The sequence below is a fragment of the Kitasatospora sp. NPDC002551 genome, from assembly GCF_040296005.1.
In the GTDB taxonomy this organism is placed as follows: domain Bacteria; phylum Actinomycetota; class Actinomycetes; order Streptomycetales; family Streptomycetaceae; genus Kitasatospora.
In genome coordinates, this window is record NZ_JBEOWI010000053.1 from 18,617 (window position 1) to 36,040 (window position 17,424).

The 17,424-nt window shown below is 74.7% G+C and carries 15 protein-coding genes; 8 read left to right on the plus strand and 7 right to left on the minus strand.

Features of this window, described 5'->3' with window-relative positions; translation table 11 throughout:
* The first annotated feature begins 613 nt into the window (after nucleotides 1-613).
* From ABT093_RS32360 to ABT093_RS32370, 3 genes are all read left to right on the plus strand, one after another.
* Entirely contained in the window at nucleotides 614-1,138 is a 525-nt protein-coding gene (locus ABT093_RS32360) for a cysteine dioxygenase (RefSeq protein ID WP_350570503.1), read from the plus strand.
* Nucleotides 1,139-1,222: 84 nt separating this feature from the next.
* Nucleotides 1,223-2,182, plus strand: coding sequence for a 2-phospho-L-lactate transferase (gene cofD, locus ABT093_RS32365; RefSeq protein WP_350570441.1), 960 nt, complete (start codon nucleotides 1,223-1,225; stop codon nucleotides 2,180-2,182).
* Nucleotides 2,179-3,471, plus strand: coding sequence for a coenzyme F420-0:L-glutamate ligase (locus ABT093_RS32370; protein ID WP_350570442.1), 1,293 nt, complete (start codon nucleotides 2,179-2,181; stop codon nucleotides 3,469-3,471). Before cofD ends, ABT093_RS32370 begins: the two co-directional genes overlap by 4 nt.
* A gap of 18 nt (nucleotides 3,472-3,489) precedes the next feature.
* Here ABT093_RS32370 and ABT093_RS32375 read toward each other — a convergent pair whose 3' ends face one another.
* From ABT093_RS32375 to ABT093_RS32385, 3 genes are all read right to left on the minus strand, one after another.
* Entirely contained in the window at nucleotides 3,490-3,822 is a 333-nt protein-coding gene (locus ABT093_RS32375; RefSeq protein ID WP_350570444.1) for a PIN domain-containing protein, read from the minus strand.
* Nucleotides 3,819-4,010 carry a hypothetical protein gene (locus ABT093_RS32380; protein ID WP_350570446.1) on the minus strand — a complete coding sequence of 64 codons (192 nt, stop codon included), beginning with the start codon at nucleotides 4,008-4,010 and terminating at the stop codon, nucleotides 3,819-3,821. Before ABT093_RS32380 ends, ABT093_RS32375 begins: the two co-directional genes overlap by 4 nt.
* Nucleotides 4,011-4,080: 70 nt before the next feature.
* The gene (locus ABT093_RS32385) at nucleotides 4,081-5,103 is read right to left on the minus strand and encodes a DNA-3-methyladenine glycosylase family protein (protein ID WP_502884371.1); all 1,023 of its coding nucleotides are present in this window, start codon (nucleotides 5,101-5,103) and stop codon (nucleotides 4,081-4,083) included.
* 54 nt (nucleotides 5,104-5,157) lie between these two features.
* On the opposite strand from ABT093_RS32385, the gene ABT093_RS32390 reads away from it, so the two are divergent.
* Entirely contained in the window at nucleotides 5,158-5,601 is a 444-nt protein-coding gene (locus ABT093_RS32390; RefSeq protein ID WP_350570448.1) for an SgcJ/EcaC family oxidoreductase, read from the plus strand.
* 34 nt (nucleotides 5,602-5,635) lie between these two features.
* Here the strand turns inward: ABT093_RS32390 and ABT093_RS32395 are convergent, their stop codons facing one another.
* Nucleotides 5,636-6,886 carry an N-acetylmuramoyl-L-alanine amidase gene (locus ABT093_RS32395; RefSeq protein ID WP_350570449.1) on the minus strand — a complete coding sequence of 417 codons (1,251 nt, stop codon included), beginning with the start codon at nucleotides 6,884-6,886 and terminating at the stop codon, nucleotides 5,636-5,638.
* A 104-nt stretch (nucleotides 6,887-6,990) separates the two neighbouring features.
* On the opposite strand from ABT093_RS32395, the gene ABT093_RS32400 reads away from it, so the two are divergent.
* The 3 genes from ABT093_RS32400 (at nucleotide 6,991) to ABT093_RS32410 (ending at nucleotide 11,023) form a co-directional block, all read left to right on the plus strand.
* Complete coding sequence (locus ABT093_RS32400; RefSeq protein ID WP_350570451.1) at nucleotides 6,991-7,782, plus strand: TIGR03089 family protein; 792 nt, start codon at nucleotides 6,991-6,993, stop codon at nucleotides 7,780-7,782.
* 36 nt (nucleotides 7,783-7,818) lie between these two features.
* Entirely contained in the window at nucleotides 7,819-9,093 is a 1,275-nt protein-coding gene (locus tag ABT093_RS32405; protein WP_350570452.1) for an LCP family protein, read from the plus strand.
* A 235-nt stretch (nucleotides 9,094-9,328) separates the two neighbouring features.
* Nucleotides 9,329-11,023 (plus strand): LCP family protein, encoded by a 1,695-nt coding sequence (locus ABT093_RS32410; RefSeq protein ID WP_350570454.1) that lies wholly within the window; start codon nucleotides 9,329-9,331, stop codon nucleotides 11,021-11,023.
* Nucleotides 11,024-11,046: 23 nt separating this feature from the next.
* On the opposite strand, the gene ABT093_RS32415 is transcribed toward ABT093_RS32410, so the two are convergent.
* Together ABT093_RS32415 and ABT093_RS32420 are read right to left on the minus strand one after the other, a co-directional pair.
* Nucleotides 11,047-11,685: an acyltransferase gene (locus ABT093_RS32415; protein WP_350570455.1), complete on the minus strand. Its 639-nt coding sequence runs from the start codon at nucleotides 11,683-11,685 to the stop codon at nucleotides 11,047-11,049.
* Between the two features lie 129 nt (nucleotides 11,686-11,814).
* Nucleotides 11,815-12,855, minus strand: coding sequence for a glycosyltransferase family 2 protein (locus tag ABT093_RS32420; protein WP_350570457.1), 1,041 nt, complete (start codon nucleotides 12,853-12,855; stop codon nucleotides 11,815-11,817).
* A gap of 219 nt (nucleotides 12,856-13,074) precedes the next feature.
* Here ABT093_RS32420 and ABT093_RS32425 point away from each other — a divergent pair, with 219 nt between their 5' ends.
* Complete coding sequence (locus tag ABT093_RS32425) at nucleotides 13,075-14,718, plus strand: LCP family protein (RefSeq protein ID WP_350570459.1); 1,644 nt, start codon at nucleotides 13,075-13,077, stop codon at nucleotides 14,716-14,718.
* 141 nt (nucleotides 14,719-14,859) lie between these two features.
* Here ABT093_RS32425 and ABT093_RS32430 read toward each other — a convergent pair whose 3' ends face one another.
* The gene (locus ABT093_RS32430) at nucleotides 14,860-17,421 is read right to left on the minus strand and encodes an ABC transporter permease (RefSeq protein WP_350570460.1); all 2,562 of its coding nucleotides are present in this window, start codon (nucleotides 17,419-17,421) and stop codon (nucleotides 14,860-14,862) included.
* Nucleotides 17,422-17,424 lie beyond the last annotated feature (3 nt).

Sequence of the window (17,424 nt, forward strand, 5' to 3'; positions counted from 1 at the left end):
ACATCGGACCTCACGCCCGTTTGCCCTCGAAGGCCGGTGAACCCTTCGCAACCGGGGGCCGGGTGACGCGCAGTCACCGCCACAGGCCGGTCATCGGCCTCCCTTCCCGGCGATCTTCCCATCGAAACATAGAGGGTGATTTATCACCCCATCGGGTAGTTCATGACCCATCCGGCCCGAATGTCCGCTCTCCCCGAGTTGACACCGCCCCCCTGGATGCGGTGTCCTTGCCCCTATGTCAGAGTTCGCCAGCCCCCGGAGTGGTTCCGCCCTCCGCCGTGCCGTGAACTCCTGTTGTCGCCTCTGTTCCTGCCGCTGTATCTAGGCGCCCGCCGTCCCGCCGCGCGCCGCCCAGGAAGCACAGAGGCCGCCCGCGATTCCCGCCCCAGGACATCCCGGATCCGGCTGATCCCCTGACGCCCCAGCCCTTCCGAGGACGACTCCCGTGCGAATGATCCGCATCCGCAAGCGGAACCGCGACCGCAGCAAGCTCACCCTCCCCCAGCCTCCGGCGACCCCCGTCGGCCTCCGGGCCGCCACCCGCCCCGGCGCCCCCGCCCCGGCCACCCGCCCCGGCGACCACCCGTGGGCCGACGGCCTCAGCGACGTCTCCATCGCCGGCGACCCGCTGGCCTTCCCGCACCTGGCCCGCACCGACCTGCCCGGGCACCCCGTCACCGTCGCCGACCACTCCCGGCTGGTGCGCGAGATCGCCGCCGACCGGGCCCGCTGGGAGCCGCTGGTCCGCTACGACGCGCTCACCCGCTGGTACGCCCGGCTGGAGACCGGCCCGGGCTACGAGGTCTGGCTGCTCAGCTGGCTGCCCGGCCAGAGCAGCGGCTTCCACGACCACGGCGCCTCCTCCGGCGTGATGAGCGTCGTGCGGGGCGAGCTGGTCGAGCGCTCCCTCACCCACGCCGGAGAGGGCGCGCGGACGCTGCGCCCCGGCGGTCAGCGGGTGTTCTCCGCCGGCTACCTGCACGAGGTGGTCAACGGCTCGCTGGAGCCGGCCGTCTCCATCCACCTGTACAGCCCCGGCCTGACCGAGATGAACCAGTACGGCGGCACGGCCGTCCCCGAGCAGCACCCGCAGGCGTCCGCCGGGGTCGGGACCGGGGCCGAGGCCGAGGCGCGCTGAGGGCGCGCCGAGGTCCGCCGCCCCGGGGGGCGCGGTTGTCAAGGGCCGGGCTGACGACCCGTCGGCGCGTGGCAGGATGGGCGCATGCGCATCGTGGCACTGGCAGGCGGGATCGGCGGAGCGCGTTTCCTGCGCGGACTCCGGGAGGCCCTCGGTCCCGAGGACGAGATCACCGTCATCGGCAACACCGGTGACGACATCCACCTCTACGGGCTGAAGGTCTGCCCCGACCTCGACACCGTCATGTACACCCTCGGCGGCGGCATCCACGAGGAGCAGGGCTGGGGCCGGACCGACGAGACCTGGTCCATCAAGGCCGAGATGAAGGAGTACGGCGTCGGGCCCGAGTGGTTCGGGCTCGGCGACCGCGACTTCGCCACCCACCTCGTGCGCAGCCAGATGCTCACCGCCGGCTACACCCTCAGCCAGGTCACCGAGGCGCTCTGCGTGCGGTGGCGGCCCGGGGTGCGGCTGCTGCCGATGAGCGACGACCGGGTCGAGACCCATGTGCGGATCACCGACGACCAGGGCACCCGGGCGATCCACTTCCAGGAGTACTGGGTCAAGCTGCACGCCGCCGTCGACGCCGAGGCGATCGTGCCGATCGGCGCGGACACCGCCAAGCCGGCGCCCGGCGTGCTGGAGGCCATCGCCGCCGCCGACGTCATCCTCTTCCCGCCGTCCAACCCGGTCGTCTCGATCGGCACCATCCTCGCCGTGCCGGGCATCCGGGCCGCCGTCGCCGCCGCGCCCGCGCCGGTGGTCGGGCTCTCCCCGATCATCGGCGGCGCGCCCGTGCGGGGCATGGCGGACAAGGTGCTCGCCGCCGTCGGCGTCGAGGCCACCGCCGAGGCGGTCGCGCTGAACTACGGCTCCGAGCTCATGGACGGGTGGCTGGTGGACACCGCGGACGAGGCGGCCGTGGCCGCCGTCGAGGCCGGCGGGATCGCCTGCCGGGCCGTGCCGCTGCTGATGACCGACGTCGCCGCCACCGCCGAGATGGCCCGGGCCGCGCTGGCGCTCGCCGAGCAGGTGCGCCGGTGAGCCTGCGGATCCTCCCGGTCCCCGGGCTGCCCGAGATCGACGCCGACAGCGACCTCGCCGCCCTGATCGCCAAGGCCGCCGACTACGAGGACGGCGACATCCTGCTGGTCACCTCCAAGGTGGTCAGCAAGGCCGAGGGCCGGCTGCTGCACGCTGCCGACCGGGAGGCCGCGATCGACGCCGAGACCGTCCGGCTGGTCGCCCGGCGCGGCCCGATCCGGATCGTCGAGAACCGCAACGGCCTGGTCATGGCCGCCGCCGGGGTGGACGCCTCGAACACCGCGCCCGGCACCGTCCTGCTGCTGCCCGAGGACCCGGACGCCTCCGCCCGCGCGCTGCGCGCCCGGCTCCGGCAGCTCACCGGGCGCCGGCTCGCCGTCGTCGTCACCGACACCTTCGGCCGGCCCTGGCGCAACGGCCTCACCGATGTCGCCATCGGCGCCGCCGGCCTGGCCGTCCTGGACGACCACCGGGGGCGCTCCGACTCGCACGGCAACGAGCTGTTCCAGACCGTCACCGCCACCGCCGACGAGCTCGCCGGCGCCGGCGACCTGGTGAAGGGCAAGGCCACCGGCACCCCGGTCGCCGTGGTCCGCGGCCTCGGCCACCTGGTCACCACCGAGGACGGCGAGGGCGTCCGGCCGCTGCTCAGGCCCGCCGCCGACGACATGTTCCGGCTCGGCACCTCCGAGGCGATCCGGCAGGCCGTCACCCAGCGGCGCACCATCCGCGCGTTCACCGCCGAGCCGGTCGACCCGGGCGCCGTCCGGCGCGCGGTCGCCGCCGCGGCCACCGCGCCCGCGCCGCACCACACCACACCGTGGCGGTTCGTCCTGCTGGAGACCCCCGAGGTGCGGACCGGGCTGCTGGACGCGATGCTCGCCGCCTGGCGCCGCGACCTCGCCGAGCTCGACGGCTGGGACGAGGAGAAGATCGCCCGCCGGACCGCCCGCGGCGACGTCCTGCGGGCCGCCCCGTACCTGGTGGTGCCGTGCCTGGTGATGGACGGTTCGCACGACTACCCCGACGAGCGCCGCGCCACCGCCGAACGGGAGATGTTCACCGTCGCGATCGGCGCCGCCGTGCAGAACCTCCTGGTCACCCTGGCCGGCGAGGGCTACGGCTCGGCCTGGGTCTCGTCCACCATGTTCTGCCGCGACACCGTGCGCAGCGCCCTCGGCCTCCCCGCCCACTGGGACCCGATGGGCGCCGTCGCCGTGGGCCGCCCCGCCGAACCCCCGCGCACCCGCCCCGACCGCCCCGCCGACGCCTTCATCGAGGTCCGCTAGCCGCCCCGGCGTCAGGGATCAGCCGTCGAGGCCGTCCGGCAGCGGCCGGAAGGCATCGCGGTCGGTGAGCGGCCGGATCGCCCGGAAGTGCCTCCGGTCGACGGTCAGCACGGCATCGGTGCGGAACTCGGCGGCGAGCGCGACGTTGATCGCGTCCGTCGGACCGATCCCCAGGTCCGGGTAGCGACGCATGACGATCCGCGCGGCCCCGAGGTGCGAGCCGACCTCGGGGACCTCGGACCGGCCGATCGCGCAGGCGCCGTGGCCGGGCTCGTCCCGTGCGTAGGCGGCGAGCAGGGCGCCGGCGTCGCCCACGACCGCGACCGCGACCGCGACCGCGACCGGCGTCACCGGCCGAACCCTTCCGTGTGCGGGCCGAGATCGGCCAGGATGCGCCCGCCCCCGCCGCCGAAGCTCGGCATGTCGTCGGTGGTGGCCACGTGACGGCCGTCCTCGGTGACGGTGACGGTCTCGCCGCGCTCGACGGCTCCAATCTCCTTGGCCGTCTGCTGGTTCGGTTCCCGCGTGGTTGCTTCCATGCGACCAGCCTCCGCCGAGCACTGCACCGTGGTACTCCCTCTTGGCGGAGGGTTCACCCGACCGTGGGGCTTAGCGGTGGCGGTGGTCGTTGGGGGTGAGGCGGGGGCCGAAGCGGGGGGCGTGGGTGCCGGTGGCGAGGATGAGGCGGCACAGGCGGTGGCGGTGGGGGCGGTAGGGCTCCAGGAGGGCCAGCATCTCGGCGTCGTCGCTGCGGACGCGGCCGGCCAGCGCCCAGCCGACGGTGTTGGGCAGGTGGAAGTCGCCGACCGAGACGGCGTCGGCGTCGCCGTTGCTGCGCTGGAGGGTCTCGGCGGCCGTCCAGACGCCGATGCCCGGGACGGCGGTGAGGCGGGCGAAGGACGCCTCGTGGTCCATCGCGGAGGCCTCCTCCAGGCGGGGTGCCAGCCGGACGGCGCGCTGCACCGTCGCCGAGCGCTTCGGGTCCACGCCCGCGCGGTGCCACTCCCAGCTCGGCACCAGGGACCACTCGCGGGCCGAGGGCGCCGCCCGCAGGCCCTCGACCGGACCGGGCGCCGGGGTGCCGAAGGCGCGCAGCAGGACGCGCCAGGCGCGGTGGGCCTCGCCGATGGTGACCTTCTGCTCCAGGATCGCCGGTACCAGGGACTCCATGACCAGGCCGGTGCTGGCCAGCCGCACGTCGGCCACCCGGCGCTGGGCCTCGCGCAGCGGGCCGGGCGGCAGGACCAGGGCGGCCGGGTCGTCCCCGGCGCCGAGCAGCTCGGGCAGCCGGTCGAGCAGCCACTGGGCGCCCGGGCCCCAGGCGTCCGCCTCGACGACACCCTCGGCGGGGCGGGTGAGCACCCGTAGCGTGCCGACGCCCGCCGGGGTGCGGGAGGCGCGCCAGACGGCGCCGTCGGCGGTGGTCCGGTACGCCGGGTCCCCCGGTCCGTGGCGCAGCGGGAGCAGGGTGCGGGCGACGTCCAGCGGGAAGCCGGGCCGCCAGTGGCGCACGGCCGCGGGACCGGTCGAGCCGCCGGAAGCGGTGGCCCTGGGGGCGGGCAGGCCCGTGTACGCGCCCCTGCGCGTGCTCCCGCTCACCGCCGTGCACCTCCTGCGCTGTCCGCCGACCATGGGGATATGAACGATACGCGGGTGGCGGGGTTGTCCCCAGGTGACGAGAGTGCCGTGCGCGCCCTCTACCACCGGGTGCTGGAGGGCTGGAACCTGCGGGACGGCTCGGCCTTCGCCGGGCCGTTCGCGCCGGACGGCGAGGTGATCGGCTTCGACGGGACCAGGCACAGCGGCCGCTCGGTGATGGCCGCCGAGGTCGGGCGGATCTTCACCGACCACGCGACGCCCGAGTACGTCGCCAAGGTGCGGCGGGTGCGGGCGATCGGCCCCGGGGTGGCGCAGCTGGACGCGGTCGCCGGTCTGGTGCCGGACGACGCGCAGGACCTGGACCCGGCGCTGAACGCGGTGCAGACGGTGATCGCGGTCGACGCGGGCGCGGGCTGGCGGATCGCGCTGCTGCAGACCACCCCGGCCCGGTACGACCTGCGGCCCGACCTCGCCCGCGCGCTGACGGCCGAGCTCCGGGAGCTGATCGCACGCGGGCCGGGGCCGGGGTGACCACGGGAGCGGAGTGGCCGCGGGACCGGAGCGACTACGGGACGGCGGTCTCGGCGCGGCCCTGGAGGCGGGCCGCCTCGGTGCGGATCCCGGGCAGCATCGGGTAGAGCGCGGCGCCCGGACACTCGGTGTTGAAGGCGTCGCGGTGGCCGGAGACGGCGTCGAAGGAGACGGTGGTGCCCGCCGGGTAGAGGCTGCTGCTGGAGCCGGAGACCAGTTGCACGCTGCCCGAGGCGTCCCGGCCGGTGAGGCCGAGCTTCCAGGCGGCGACCCTGGTGACGCCGGTCAGCAGCTCCGGCGGGGGCACGTCCTCGACGAAGGTGCCGATCGCCGCGACGCCCGCCGAGTCGGTGTTGAAGCCGAGCGTGTGCGCGCCGTGCACCGGCAGGTCGGTGCCGCCGGCCCGGCCCTCGTAGACGGTGCCGCAGCGGTCGACCAGGAAGTTGTAGCCGATGTCCCGCCAGCCGTTGCTCTGCACGTGGTACTGGTAGATCGCCCGGATCAGCCGGGGCGCGTCGGAGCACGCGTACCCGGTGGCGGTGGCGGTGTGGTGGACGAAGACCGCGCGGACCTGGCCGGTGTAGGCGAAGCCGGACTCCCGGATGGACTCGTCGGCGCCCCAGCCGGCCCGGGTGACGATCTCGGGGCGCGGGGCCTGGTGGCCCGTGCGGCGGCCGCCGCCCGCCGGTTCGGCGGGCCTGGTCCGGGGGGCGGAGGACTCGGCGCCGCGGCCCGGGTCGACCAGCTCGACCCGCAGACCGGGCGGCGGACCGGCCGGGCCGGCGGTCACCTCGACGGCGACGCCGTCGCTCGGGCCGGTCCACAGCGGGGCGGTGCCGCTCCGCCGGGGCCCGCCGGTACCCCCGGCCCGGGTGCCGGCGCCGTCCGGGGTGTCGCGGGTGTCCGGGCCGTCCTCGGCGTCGGCGTCCAGCCGCTGCCAGTCGCGCCAGGCCCCGGTGGCCGCGTCCCGGGTGCGGACCCGGACGGTGCCTTCGGCGAGGGCGTGCGCCGGGCCGTCCCAGGTGACCCCGAGCAGTTCGAACCGCCCGGTGGTGCGCGGCGCGAGTGCGCGCCCGGCGGCCGGCCGGGCGGTCAACGGGAGCGAGGTGACGGAGCCGCCGCCAGCCGAGGTCCGCGGCCCGGTCCGCGGCGGGGCGGCGGCGGGTAAGGAGCCGGACTCGGCGGCGGCCGGGCCCGCCGGCAGAACGGAGGCGCACACCGCGAGCAGGACGGCGGGCACGACGACGGCGGGACGGCCTCTGCGGGCCGGGCGGAAATTGCGCATAAACCGGATGTTCACGGGATTTCGGCCCGCGCGCCACGCCACCCGGCGCTGCTTCCACCACCCCTCCCGGACGTCCACCCGAAGGCCGTAGGCTGGGGCGCACCATGACTGCGCCTTTCGCTGCCGATGCCCGCACCCCCGTCGAGCTGCTGCACGCTTTCCTGCGAGGTGGCACTCCCTCAGTCGACCCCGCGGCCCCCCTGGTCACCTTCTACGACGACGCCAGCGGCGAACGCGTCGAGCTCTCCGCCCGGACCTTCGACAACTGGGTGGCCAAGACCGCCAACCTGCTCCAGGACGAGCTCAACGCCGGGCCGGGCGACCGCGCCGCGCTGCTCCTCCCGGCCCACTGGCAGAGCGCCGTCTGGCTGCTCGCCTGCTGGTCGGTCGGGGTGACGGCGGTCCCGGGCGGCGACCCGGCCGCCGCCGACCTGGTGGTCAGCGGCCCGGACGGCCTGGAGGCCGCCCAGGCCTGCGAGGGCGAGCGGGTGGCGCTCGCGCTGCGCCCGCTCGGCGGCCGGTTCCCGCAGCGGCCGGACGGCTTCCTGGACTACGCGGCCGAGGTGCCCGGCCAGGGCGACCGGTTCGCCCCCTACTCCCCCGTCACCCCGGACGCCCCGGCGCTGGAGACCTCCGTCGACGGCCTGCCGCTGAAGCTGACCGGGGAACAGACCGTCCGGCTGGCCCGCGAGGGCGCCGCCCGGCTCGGGGTCGGGCCGGGTGACCGGGTGCTCTCCACCCTCTCCTACGACGACTGGGCGGGCCTGGAGGCCGGACTGCTGGCGCCGCTGTCGGCGGGCGCGTCGGTGGTGCTCTGCCGCAACTCCGACGGCCTGGACGCCGACCAGTGGGAGAAGCGCGTGGAGTCCGAACGGGTGACACTGCGCCTCGGGTAATCCCCGGCCCCGGCCCGGCGGGTAGGGATCCCTGCCATGGCCGAGGACGACACCGAGCACCCCCCGACCGAACGCCCCCCGACCGAGGAGACCGGCGCCGCGGAGCCGGAAGCCGATCCCGAGGCTTCCGGCGACCGCCGTCGCCGCCGCCGGCGGTGGCTGGTCGTCACCGCGTGCGCCCTCGCGTTCCTGCTGGTCGCCTGCGGCACGGTGCTCTGGATCGCCTACCGCAAGCTCGACGGCAACATCCGCACCGACTCCACCACCGACCAGCTGCTGGCCCGGCTGGAGGCCGAGCGCCCCGCCCGGACCGCCGGGGCCCGCGGCGCGGAGAACCTGCTGCTGATCGGCAGCGACGACCGGACCGGCGCCAACGCCTCCTACGGCTCGGCGGGCGGCCAGCGTTCGGACACCACGATCCTGCTCCACCTGGCGGCCGACCGGCGGCACGCGACCGCCGTCTCCATCCCGCGCGACGTCATGGTGACCGTCCCCGCCTGCGAGAAGCCGGACGGCAACCGCAGCCGGCCCGCGCTGATGCAGTTCAACACGGCCTTCGAGACCGGCGGCCCGGCCTGCTCGATCCGGACCGTCGAGCAGCTCAGCGGCATCCGGATCGACCACTACGTGATCGTCGACTTCACCGGGTTCAAGCGGATGGTGGACGCCGTCGACGGGGTCGAGGTGTGCGTCCCGCAGCCGATCCACGACAAGGACGCCAAGCTGGACCTGCCGGCCGGGCGGCAGACCCTGCGCGGCGAGCAGGCGCTCGGCTACGTCCGCGCCCGGGAGACCCTGGGCGACGGCAGCGACACCCAGCGGATGGGGCGTCAGCAGCAGTTCCTCGCGGCGCTGATCCGCAAGGTGCAGTCGCAGGACGTGCTGCTCAACCCGACCAAGCTGTGGCCGGTGCTGGACGCGGCCACCTCGTCGGTGCGGGCCGACGGCGGGCTGTCCTCGCTGGGCGCGCTGTACGACCTGACGCAGGACCTGCGCGGGATCCCGTCCTCGGACGTGACCTTCCTGACCGCGCCGCGGCAGCCGTACCGGTTCGACTCGGACCGGGACGAGTTCGTGCAGCCGCAGACCACCCAGCTCTTCGCGGCGCTGCGGGACGACCGGCCGGTGGAGGTGCGGCCGCCGGGGTCGGGGCCGTCGCCGACGGCCCGGGCGGTGCCCACGGCCGGCCGGGCGGCGTCGCCCTCACCCGACCGGACGGCGTCGCCGTCGGCCGAGCCGTCACCGAGCGTGAGCACCCCGCCGTCCTTCGAGGGGCGGACGGCCGACGTGGACGCGTGCGCGGTGCGCTGACCCGGAGCACTCCTGATCAACCGTTGATCGGATCACCGTTCCGTACACGGATCATGATCCTTAAAGGATCTCCCCAGAAATTCCCAGCACCGGATTCACCTGCGGAAATGCCGTCAAGCACCATGGCGGAGATCACACCAGGAACAATTCCCCCACCCGGCTCGTCTAGGGTGTCCGAGTCGGTCGCGCAATTCGCGCACCGGCCCGGGAACCGGTCGGAGGGAGGGGAACACCCGTGCAGCAGGACACCCACGGCGCCACGCCGGACGCCGGCCAGCCCCCGTCCGACCCGGCCCGGGGCATCCCCGTCCAGCGCCGGCGGCACGCGGGCGAGCCCGAGTTCGCGCCCGAGTTCGTGCCCGATGCCGCGTCCGGTGTCGCGCCCGAGCCGGAGCCCGGGTCCGTACCTGAACTGCCGGCCGTCGGCGGCCGGGCCGCCCACCGCCGGGCGCGCACCGCGCGGCGCAACCGCCGCCGGCGGCTGCTGAAGTGGACCGCCGGCCTGGGCGCGTTCGTCCTGGTGGCCGGCTGCGGCGGCGCGTACTACGCCTACCAGCACTTCAACAACAACATCACCGCCGTCAAGGTGCAGCTGGGCAACGAGGCGGAGCGGCCCCAGGCGGCCGGCGACGCCATGAACATCCTGGTGATCGGCACCGACAGCCGGGAGGGCCTGGGCCGCGAATACGGCGACGAGGGCAGCGCCGGGCACGCCGACACCACGCTGCTCTTCCACGTCGCCAAGGACCGCAGCAACGCGACGGTGCTCAGCATCCCGCGCGACCTCATGGTGCCCGTCCCGGACTGCTCGACGCCGGACGGGAAGACCATTCCCGGTTCGGCGCGCACGATGTTCAACAACAGCCTCGGCCAGGAGGGCCGCGACCCGGGCTGCACCTGGAAGACCGTCGAGAAGCTGACCGGGATCCGGGTCGACCACTTCGTGATGGCCGACTTCGAGGCCGTGAAGACGCTCTCCAGCGCCGTCGGCGGCGTCGAGGTGTGCGTGGCCAAGGACATCAACGACCCGGACTCGCACCTGAAGATGAGCAAGGGCCGGCACGTCGTCCAGGGCGACGAGGCGCTCGCCTTCGTACGCACCCGGCACGCCGTCGGGCAGGGCGGCGACCTCACCCGGATCCCGCTGCAGCAGCAGTTCATCAGCTCGATGATCCGCTCCGTCAAGAGCAACGGCACCCTGACCGACCCGGCCAAGCTGTGGAAGCTCGCGGACGCCTCCACCAAGGCGCTCACCGTCGACTCCGGGATCGGCAGCGTCGACAAGCTGACGAGCCTCGCGCTGGACGTCAGCAAGGTCGACACCAAGAACATCACCTTCGCCACCGTGCCGGTGCTGGACGACCCGGTGGACGAGAACCGGCTGGTGCTCAAGCAGCCGGACGCCGGGCAGTTGTTCTCGATGGTCGGGAACGACCGGTCGCTGACCGGGACCCCGACGGCTCCGGCGGCCAGCGGGACGGCGGCCCCGGCCTCTCCGTCGGCCACGACGACCCCGACGGCTCCGGCTTCGTCGGCCGCTCCGGCGGTGGACGCGAAGGAGTTGCGGGTGACGGTGCGCAACGGCAGCGGGACGCCCGGGCAGGCCCAGCAGACCGTCGACCGGCTCCAGGCGAAGGGCTACGCCCGGGCCGCCACCTCCGCCAACGCGCCGGTCACGGCCGCCACCACGGTCTCCCACCCGGCCGGGAAGGCCACCGAGGCGGCGGCACTGGCCGCCGCGCTGGGCCTGCCCGCCGACGCGGTCAAGGCGGACCCGAAGCTGGGCGCCAAGGACGGGCTGGTGCTGGTGCTCGGCAAGGACGCTCCGGCCGCCGCGGCGGCCGCGGCGAGCCCGAGCGCGCCGCCGACCGAGGCGCCCAAGGACCTCCAGCGGGTCCAGGCCGACGACACCGACGTCTGCGCGAAGTAGCGCCCCGGGCCGCTCGGTGCGCCTCAGGCGTCCTCCGCGGTGACCCGGGCGAGCAGGCCGTCGGCCTCCCGGTACTCCTCGCCGGTGCGCGGGCAGCGCCAGCGGTCCCCGCCGGCCGCCTCCAGCGGCTCGCCGGCCCGGCCGACCCACTTGATCCGGCGGGCCGGGACGCCGGCCACCAGGGCGAAGTCCGGGACGTCCCGGTGGACCACCGCGCCGGCCGCGACCAGCGCCCAGCGGCCCACCGTCACCCCGGCGACCAGGACGGCGCGGCCGCCGATCGAACACCCCTGGCGCAGCGTCACCCCCCGGGCGTGCCAGTCGTCGCCGCGCTTGAGCCGGCCGTCGACGTCCACCGAGCGCGGGTAGAGGTCGTTGGTGAGCACCGCGGCCGGGCCGACGAAGACGCCGTCCTCCAGCACCGCGGGCTCGTAGACCAGCGCGTGGTTCTGCAGCTTGACCCGGTCGCCGATGCGCACACCGGGGCCGACGTAGGCGCCGCGGCCGATGATGCAGTCCGCGCCGACCACCGCGTCCTCGCGGACCTGGGCGAGGTGCCAGACGGTCGTCCCGGGGCCGAGCACCGCGCGCCCGTCCACGTCGGCGGTCGGCTCGACCCGGGCCCCGGCAGCGGCGGCGGACCCGCCCTCAACTGTCCCCATGGCGCCCGACGATAGCGTCGGGCGCGGGAACGGGAGGGCGGGTCCGCGGGATTGGCCGGTCTGCGCGGTCTGCGCGGTCTGCGCGGGCGGCCGGCCGGCGTGGTCGGGGCCCGGGGAGGGCGCCGGACGTCAGCCGCGTTCGGCCACCACGTCGGTGGCGGAGGGGGCACGGCTGCCGATCACCTTGCGGGCCAGCGAGCGCGGCGAGGTGACGAAGCCGAAGCCCCAGCTGAGGTGCATGGTCGCGAAGGCCACCGGGAGCAGCAGCCGCGCCTTGAGCGACAGGCCGCGGCCCTCGGCCAGCGCACCGCCGAGGACGCCCAGCAGGTAGGCACCGGGGGCGGCCAGGAAGGCCGGGTGGACGGCGACGCCGAGCACCAGCCCGAGCGTGACGCCCAGGAAGGCGGCCGGGGGCGCGAGGTAGCGCAGGTTGACCGAGCCCTTGTGGTACCGGGTGACCACCCGGCGCCAGCGGCCGTAGTCCTTGTACTGCTTGGCGAGCGCCTTGATGCTGGGCCGGGGGCGGTAGGTGACGCGCAGCTGCGGGGTGAACCAGACCAGGCCGCCGTCCTGGCGGATGCGGTAGTTGAGCTCCCAGTCCTGGGCGCGGACGAACTCCTCGTTGTAGCCGCCGAGGCGTTCCAGCACCTCGCGCCGGAACACCCCGAGGTAGACCGTGTCCGCAGGGCCGGCAAGGCCGCCGGTGTGGAAGGCGGCGTTGCCGACGCCTATCTTGGAGGTCATCGCGACGGCGACCGCGTTCTCCCACTCGGTCTCGCCCTCGGCGTGCATGATTCCGCCGACGTTGGCCGCCTCCATCTCGCCGAGCAGCCGGACGGCCGTGGTGATGTAGCCCGGGGTCAACAGACCGTGGCCGTCCACGCGTACCACTATCGGGTGGCGGGAGCCGCGGATCGCGGCGTTCAGTCCGGCGGGGGTGCGCCCGGTGGGGTTCTCCACGGTCCGGACCCGCGGGTCCTCGGCGACGAGTTCGGCGGCGATCTGCGCGGTGCGGTCGGTGGAAGGACCGAGGGCGATCACCACCTCCATCGGCCCGGCGTAGTCCTGTTCCAGGATGTGCCGGACTGCCGTGCGCAGGTGTCGTTCCTCGTTGAGCACCGGCATGATCACGGAGACCGCCGGCAGCTCCTCAGCAGCCTTGGTGTTCATCGGGGCCAACCGTACCGGTGCGGGCGGGGCGCCGTCTTGTCCCGGTCTGGGCCGCTGTGCCCGGCCCGGGAGCGGACGCACGCGGGGGACGTCGACGAGACGTTCCGCCGTCGCCGGAGAGCGCAAGGAGGAACGTTTCACCGATCGGGGCCCACCGTACCCCCCGACCCCGGCGCGCCCTCACCCGGCCCGGCCGAGGGCGCCCCTACCATCCGAGAGATGCCCGTCTCCCCCCTCTCCGCCCTGCCCGGAGGCCCGGCCGGCGCCTCGCCCGGACGGTCCGGATCCTCTCCCGGACGACGGCGCCGATGGCCCCGCCGACTGGCCGCGGGCATCGCCCTCGGCATCCTCGCCACCTCCTGCGGCGGCTGGGCGGTGCTGCACGGCCTCGGTTCGATCGACCGGGTCGAGGCCTTCGGCGGGGACGGGGCCCGGCCGGCCGACGACGGCTCCACCACCTTCCTGGTGGTCGGCACCGACGAGCGCGAGGGCATCCCGGAGAGGACGCTGAAGACCGTGCTGCACGCCGGGGGCGAGTCCTGCCGCTGCACCGACACGATGATGATCGTCCAGCTCGCCGGGAACGGCTCCCGGGCCAGTGTGATCAGCATTCCGCGTGACTCCTATGTCGACATCCCGGCCCACCGGGATCCGGCGACCCGCAAGGAGGTCCCGGCCGGCAAGGGGAAGATCAACGCCGCGTACGGGCTGGGCGGGCCGCAGCTGGCGGTCGCCACCGTGGAGCAGAACACCGGGCTGCGGATCGACCACTACCTGCAGGTGAACTTCGCCGGGTTCGTGGCCGCCGTGGACGCCGTCGGCGGGGTCCGGGTCTGCACGGCCAAGCCGCTCAAGGACGAGTACTCGGGTCTGGACCTGCCGGCCGGCACCAGCACCCTGGACGGCGCGGGGGCGCTCAAGTACGTGCGCGCCCGGCACGTCGACGGCAGCTCCGACCTCGGGCGGATGCACCGGCAGCAGAAGTTCGTCGCCCAGCTGCTGCACGAGGTGACCAGCAGCGGCACCCTGCTCAACCCGGTCCGGCTGGCCCGGGTGACGGACAGCCTGCTCGGCTCGGTCAAGGCCGACAAGGGGCTCGCGGCCGACGACCTGATCACCCTGGCGACCAGGATGAAGGACCTGACGGCCGGGCGGGCCGACTTCGTGACCGTGCCGCTCGCCTCGGTGGACCATCCGGTCGCCGGGTGGGGGTCGACGGTGCTGTGGGACGAGGAGGGGGCGCGGCAGCTCTTCGAGGCCGTCCGGGAGGAGCGGCCGCTGACGGGCGGGGCGGTCGGGGCAGGCGGAACGGGCGGGACGGGCGGGACGGGCGGGGGCCCGGACCCCGAGGCGACGGCTGAGGGTCCGGCGGCTTCGGCCCGGGCGACGGCGGCCGTCGTCGCGCCGGAGCAGGTGCACGTCCAGGTGTTCAACGCGACGGGCGTGGCCGGGCTGGGTGCCCGGGTCGACGGCGAGCTGCGGCGGGCCGGGTTCGCCACCACCGGGGCGCCGTCCAACGCCCCGGCCGGCACCGCGGCCGGGCGGACGGTGATCCGGTACGACCCGCGCTGGGCGGATGCGGCGCGGACGCTGGCGGGCGCGGTGCCGGAGGCCGAGCTGACGCCGGTGCCGGGGCTCGGGGTGATCCTCCAGCTGTACGCGGGCACGGACTACCCGGAGGCCTCGCCGACGGCGGCTCCGACGGCGGGCCAGCCCGCGGCGGGGCCGTCCGCCGGGCCCTCGGCCCTCGCCGCCCCGCCGTCCTCGGGGCCGGGTGCGGCGCCGGGTGCGGCGTCCGCCGGCCCGGCGGGGGCGGAGGAGGCGGCGGGCGCCGAACGGGCGAGCGACATCATCTGCCCGTGAGCCGGCCCGGCACGCACCGACCGGCGAGGGGCCGGGCGCCCACGGCGCCCTGCCCCTTCCCCCTATTCCCTTGGTCCCTCGGCCCCCGCCCCTGGTCCCCCGGTGCGACCCCCGATCCCCCGATCCGGGGGTCGCACCCGCTCAGTCCGTCGCGATCGCCGCGAGGATGTTCATCCGTCCGGCCCGGAAGGCCGGGATGAGGGCGGCCAGCAGTCCGATGACCACCGAGGCCGCCAGCGTGAAGACGATCGTGGTGACCGGGACGGCGAGCGCCTCCAGGCCCTGCGTCCGCAGCACCCGCTGCCCGGTGATGCCCCAGGCCAGGCCGAGCGCGGTGCCGAGGATCGCGCCGAACAGGGCGATCACCATCGACTCCAGGCGGATCATCCGGCGCAGCTGGCGGCGGGAGAGCCCGATCGCCCGCAGCAGGCCGATCTCGCGGGTCCGCTCGACCACCGAGAGCGCCAGGGTGTTGACCACGCCGAGCACCGCGACCACGATCGCCAGGCCGAGCAGGCCGTAGATCATGTAGAGCAGCGTGTTGACCTGCTCCTGGACGAGGTCCTTGTACCCGGCCTGGTCGCGGACCGAGGCCTGCGGGTACTCCTTGAGCGCGTCCTCCAGCGCGGTGAGCGTCCGGGCGACGTCCGCTCCCGCCGCCGCCTTGCCGAAGAGCACGGCGTCCACCGGCTGGGCCGCGGCCGGCACCGCCTTGCCGACGGTGTCGAGCGAGGCGAAGGTGTTGCCGTCGAAGAGCGAGTTGCCCTTGGTCATGATGACGCCGACCGGCAGCGACTGGGCGCGCCCCTGGCCGTAGTCGATCTTGACGGCGTCGCCGACCTTCAGGCCGTGGTCCTTGGCGTAGTCCTCGCCGACCGCGAGCGAGCCCTGCTTGAGGGAGTCGGCGCTGCCGGCCTTGACCGGCAGCCGGAAGTCGTCGGTGAACTGCGCGGAGACGGCGGAGACGGTCGAGTCCGAGGTCTTGCCGTCCGGCGTCGTGAAGCGCGCGCGCAGGGACTTCTGCTCGGTGACGTGGTCCACGCCCGAGGTCTTCCGCACCGCGTCGACGATCTCCGGGGAGACGCCGTTCTGGCCGGCCGAGATGATGTAGTCGGCACCGACGGAGCGGTCGATCTGCTGGTTGGTGGACTTGATCACCGTGGAGGTGAAGACCGAGGCGCCGACCACCAGCGCCAGTCCGATCATCAGGGCGGCGGCCGTGGCACCGGTGCGGCGCGGGTTGCGCATCGCGTTGCGCTGGGCGAGCCTGCCGGACGGGCCGAACAGGGTGGGCAGCAGGGCGCCGAGCACCCGCACCACGGTGGTGGCCAGCAGCGGGCCGAGGACCACGAAACCGACCAGGGTGAGCAGCACGCCCAGCCCGATGTACTGGCCGCCGGTGGCCGTCTTCTCCGCCCTGGCGGCCAGCACCAGCAAACCGCCGCCGCCGGCCGTCAGCACCAGGCCGATGACCGCCCGGACGGTGTTGGAGCGGGACTCGGCCGGGGTGCCGTGGTCGCGCAGCGCGGCGATCGGCGCGATCCGGCTGGCCCGGCGGGCCGGGATCCAGGCCGCGAGCACGGTGATCACGATGCCCACCGCGTATCCGGCGACGAACACGTCGGCGCCGATGGCGAGGTCCCCGGCGTCGAGGTGCATGCCGACCGCGTTCATCAGCTGGATCAGCCCGACCGCCAGGCCCAGGCCGGCACCGATGCCGAGGGTCGAACCGGTCACGCCGAGGAGCAGCGCCTCCACCAGCACCGAGCGGTTGACCTGCTTGCGGCTGCCGCCGACGGCGCGCAGCAGGCCGATCTCCCGGGTGCGCTGGGCGACCAGCATCGAGAAGGTGTTGATGATCAGGAAGCCGCCGACCAGCAGCGAGACGCCGGCGAAGCCGAGCATCGCGTACTTCATGAAGTCGAGGAAGGACCCGACGCTCTTCTGCCCGTCCGCCTTCTGCTCGGCGGCGGTCTTCGCCTGGTAGCCCGCGCCGAGCCCGCCCAGCGCGTCGGACTTGAGCTGCTCGTCGGTGCGGCTGCCGTCACCGAACACCTCGACCGAGGTGAAGGCGCTCTGCCCGAGCAGGACGTTCTGCGCGGTGGGGGTGTCCAGGAAGGCCAGCGCGGCGCCCGGGTTGGTGGTCTTGAACGAGGCGATGCCGACGATGGTGAAGTCGTGCTTGTCGGTGGTGATCACCCGCAGCCTGCCGCCCAGGCCGAGCTTGGCCTTCTTGGCGGTGTCCGCGTCGACGACGACCTGGTCGCCACCCTGCGGCAGGTGGCCGGAGGTGATCTCGACCGCGTTGCGCGGGGTGTCCGCCCAGTTGCCGACGATGGTCGGGGCGCCGCTGGTCGGGCCGACCTGCTTGTTGGTGGCCGGGTCGACCAGGGTGGCGTTCTCCACCGCGACCTGACCGATCGCCGTCTTCACCCCGGGGACCGCGGCGACCTTGCGGACGGTCTCGACGGATATCGCGCGCGCCTTCTCCCGGGCGTCCTCCTCGCCGAACTCCGGCTTGGCGGGCCCGACCGAGAGGTCGGAGGCGGTCGACGCGAAGAGCTTGTCGAAGGTGCTGGTCGCGGTGTTGGAGAACACCAGCGTGCCGGACACGAACGCGACCGAGAGCACGACCGCGATCAGCGAGAGCAGCATTCTCCCCTTGTGGGCGAAGAAGCTCCGCAGCGACGTCTTGAGCAGCATGAT

Bases quoted from the DNA above. Each gene is read 5' to 3' on its own strand.
- cofD (WP_350570441.1), top strand. From the start codon at position 1,223: ATGCGCATCGTGGCACTGGCAGGCGGGATCGGCGGAGCGCGTTTCCTG.
- ABT093_RS32380 (WP_350570446.1), bottom strand. From the start codon at position 4,010: ATGGAAGCAACCACGCGGGAACCGAACCAGCAGACGGCCAAGGAGATT.
- ABT093_RS32385 (WP_502884371.1), bottom strand. From the start codon at position 5,103: ATGGTCGGCGGACAGCGCAGGAGGTGCACGGCGGTGAGCGGGAGCACG.
- ABT093_RS32395 (WP_350570449.1), bottom strand. From the start codon at position 6,886: ATGCGCAATTTCCGCCCGGCCCGCAGAGGCCGTCCCGCCGTCGTCGTG.
- ABT093_RS32400 (WP_350570451.1), top strand. From the start codon at position 6,991: ATGACTGCGCCTTTCGCTGCCGATGCCCGCACCCCCGTCGAGCTGCTG.
- ABT093_RS32405 (WP_350570452.1), top strand. From the start codon at position 7,819: ATGGCCGAGGACGACACCGAGCACCCCCCGACCGAACGCCCCCCGACC.
- ABT093_RS32415 (WP_350570455.1), bottom strand. From the start codon at position 11,685: ATGGGGACAGTTGAGGGCGGGTCCGCCGCCGCTGCCGGGGCCCGGGTC.
- ABT093_RS32420 (WP_350570457.1), bottom strand. From the start codon at position 12,855: ATGAACACCAAGGCTGCTGAGGAGCTGCCGGCGGTCTCCGTGATCATG.
- ABT093_RS32425 (WP_350570459.1), top strand. From the start codon at position 13,075: ATGCCCGTCTCCCCCCTCTCCGCCCTGCCCGGAGGCCCGGCCGGCGCC.
- ABT093_RS32430 (WP_350570460.1), bottom strand. From the start codon at position 17,421: ATGCTGCTCAAGACGTCGCTGCGGAGCTTCTTCGCCCACAAGGGGAGA.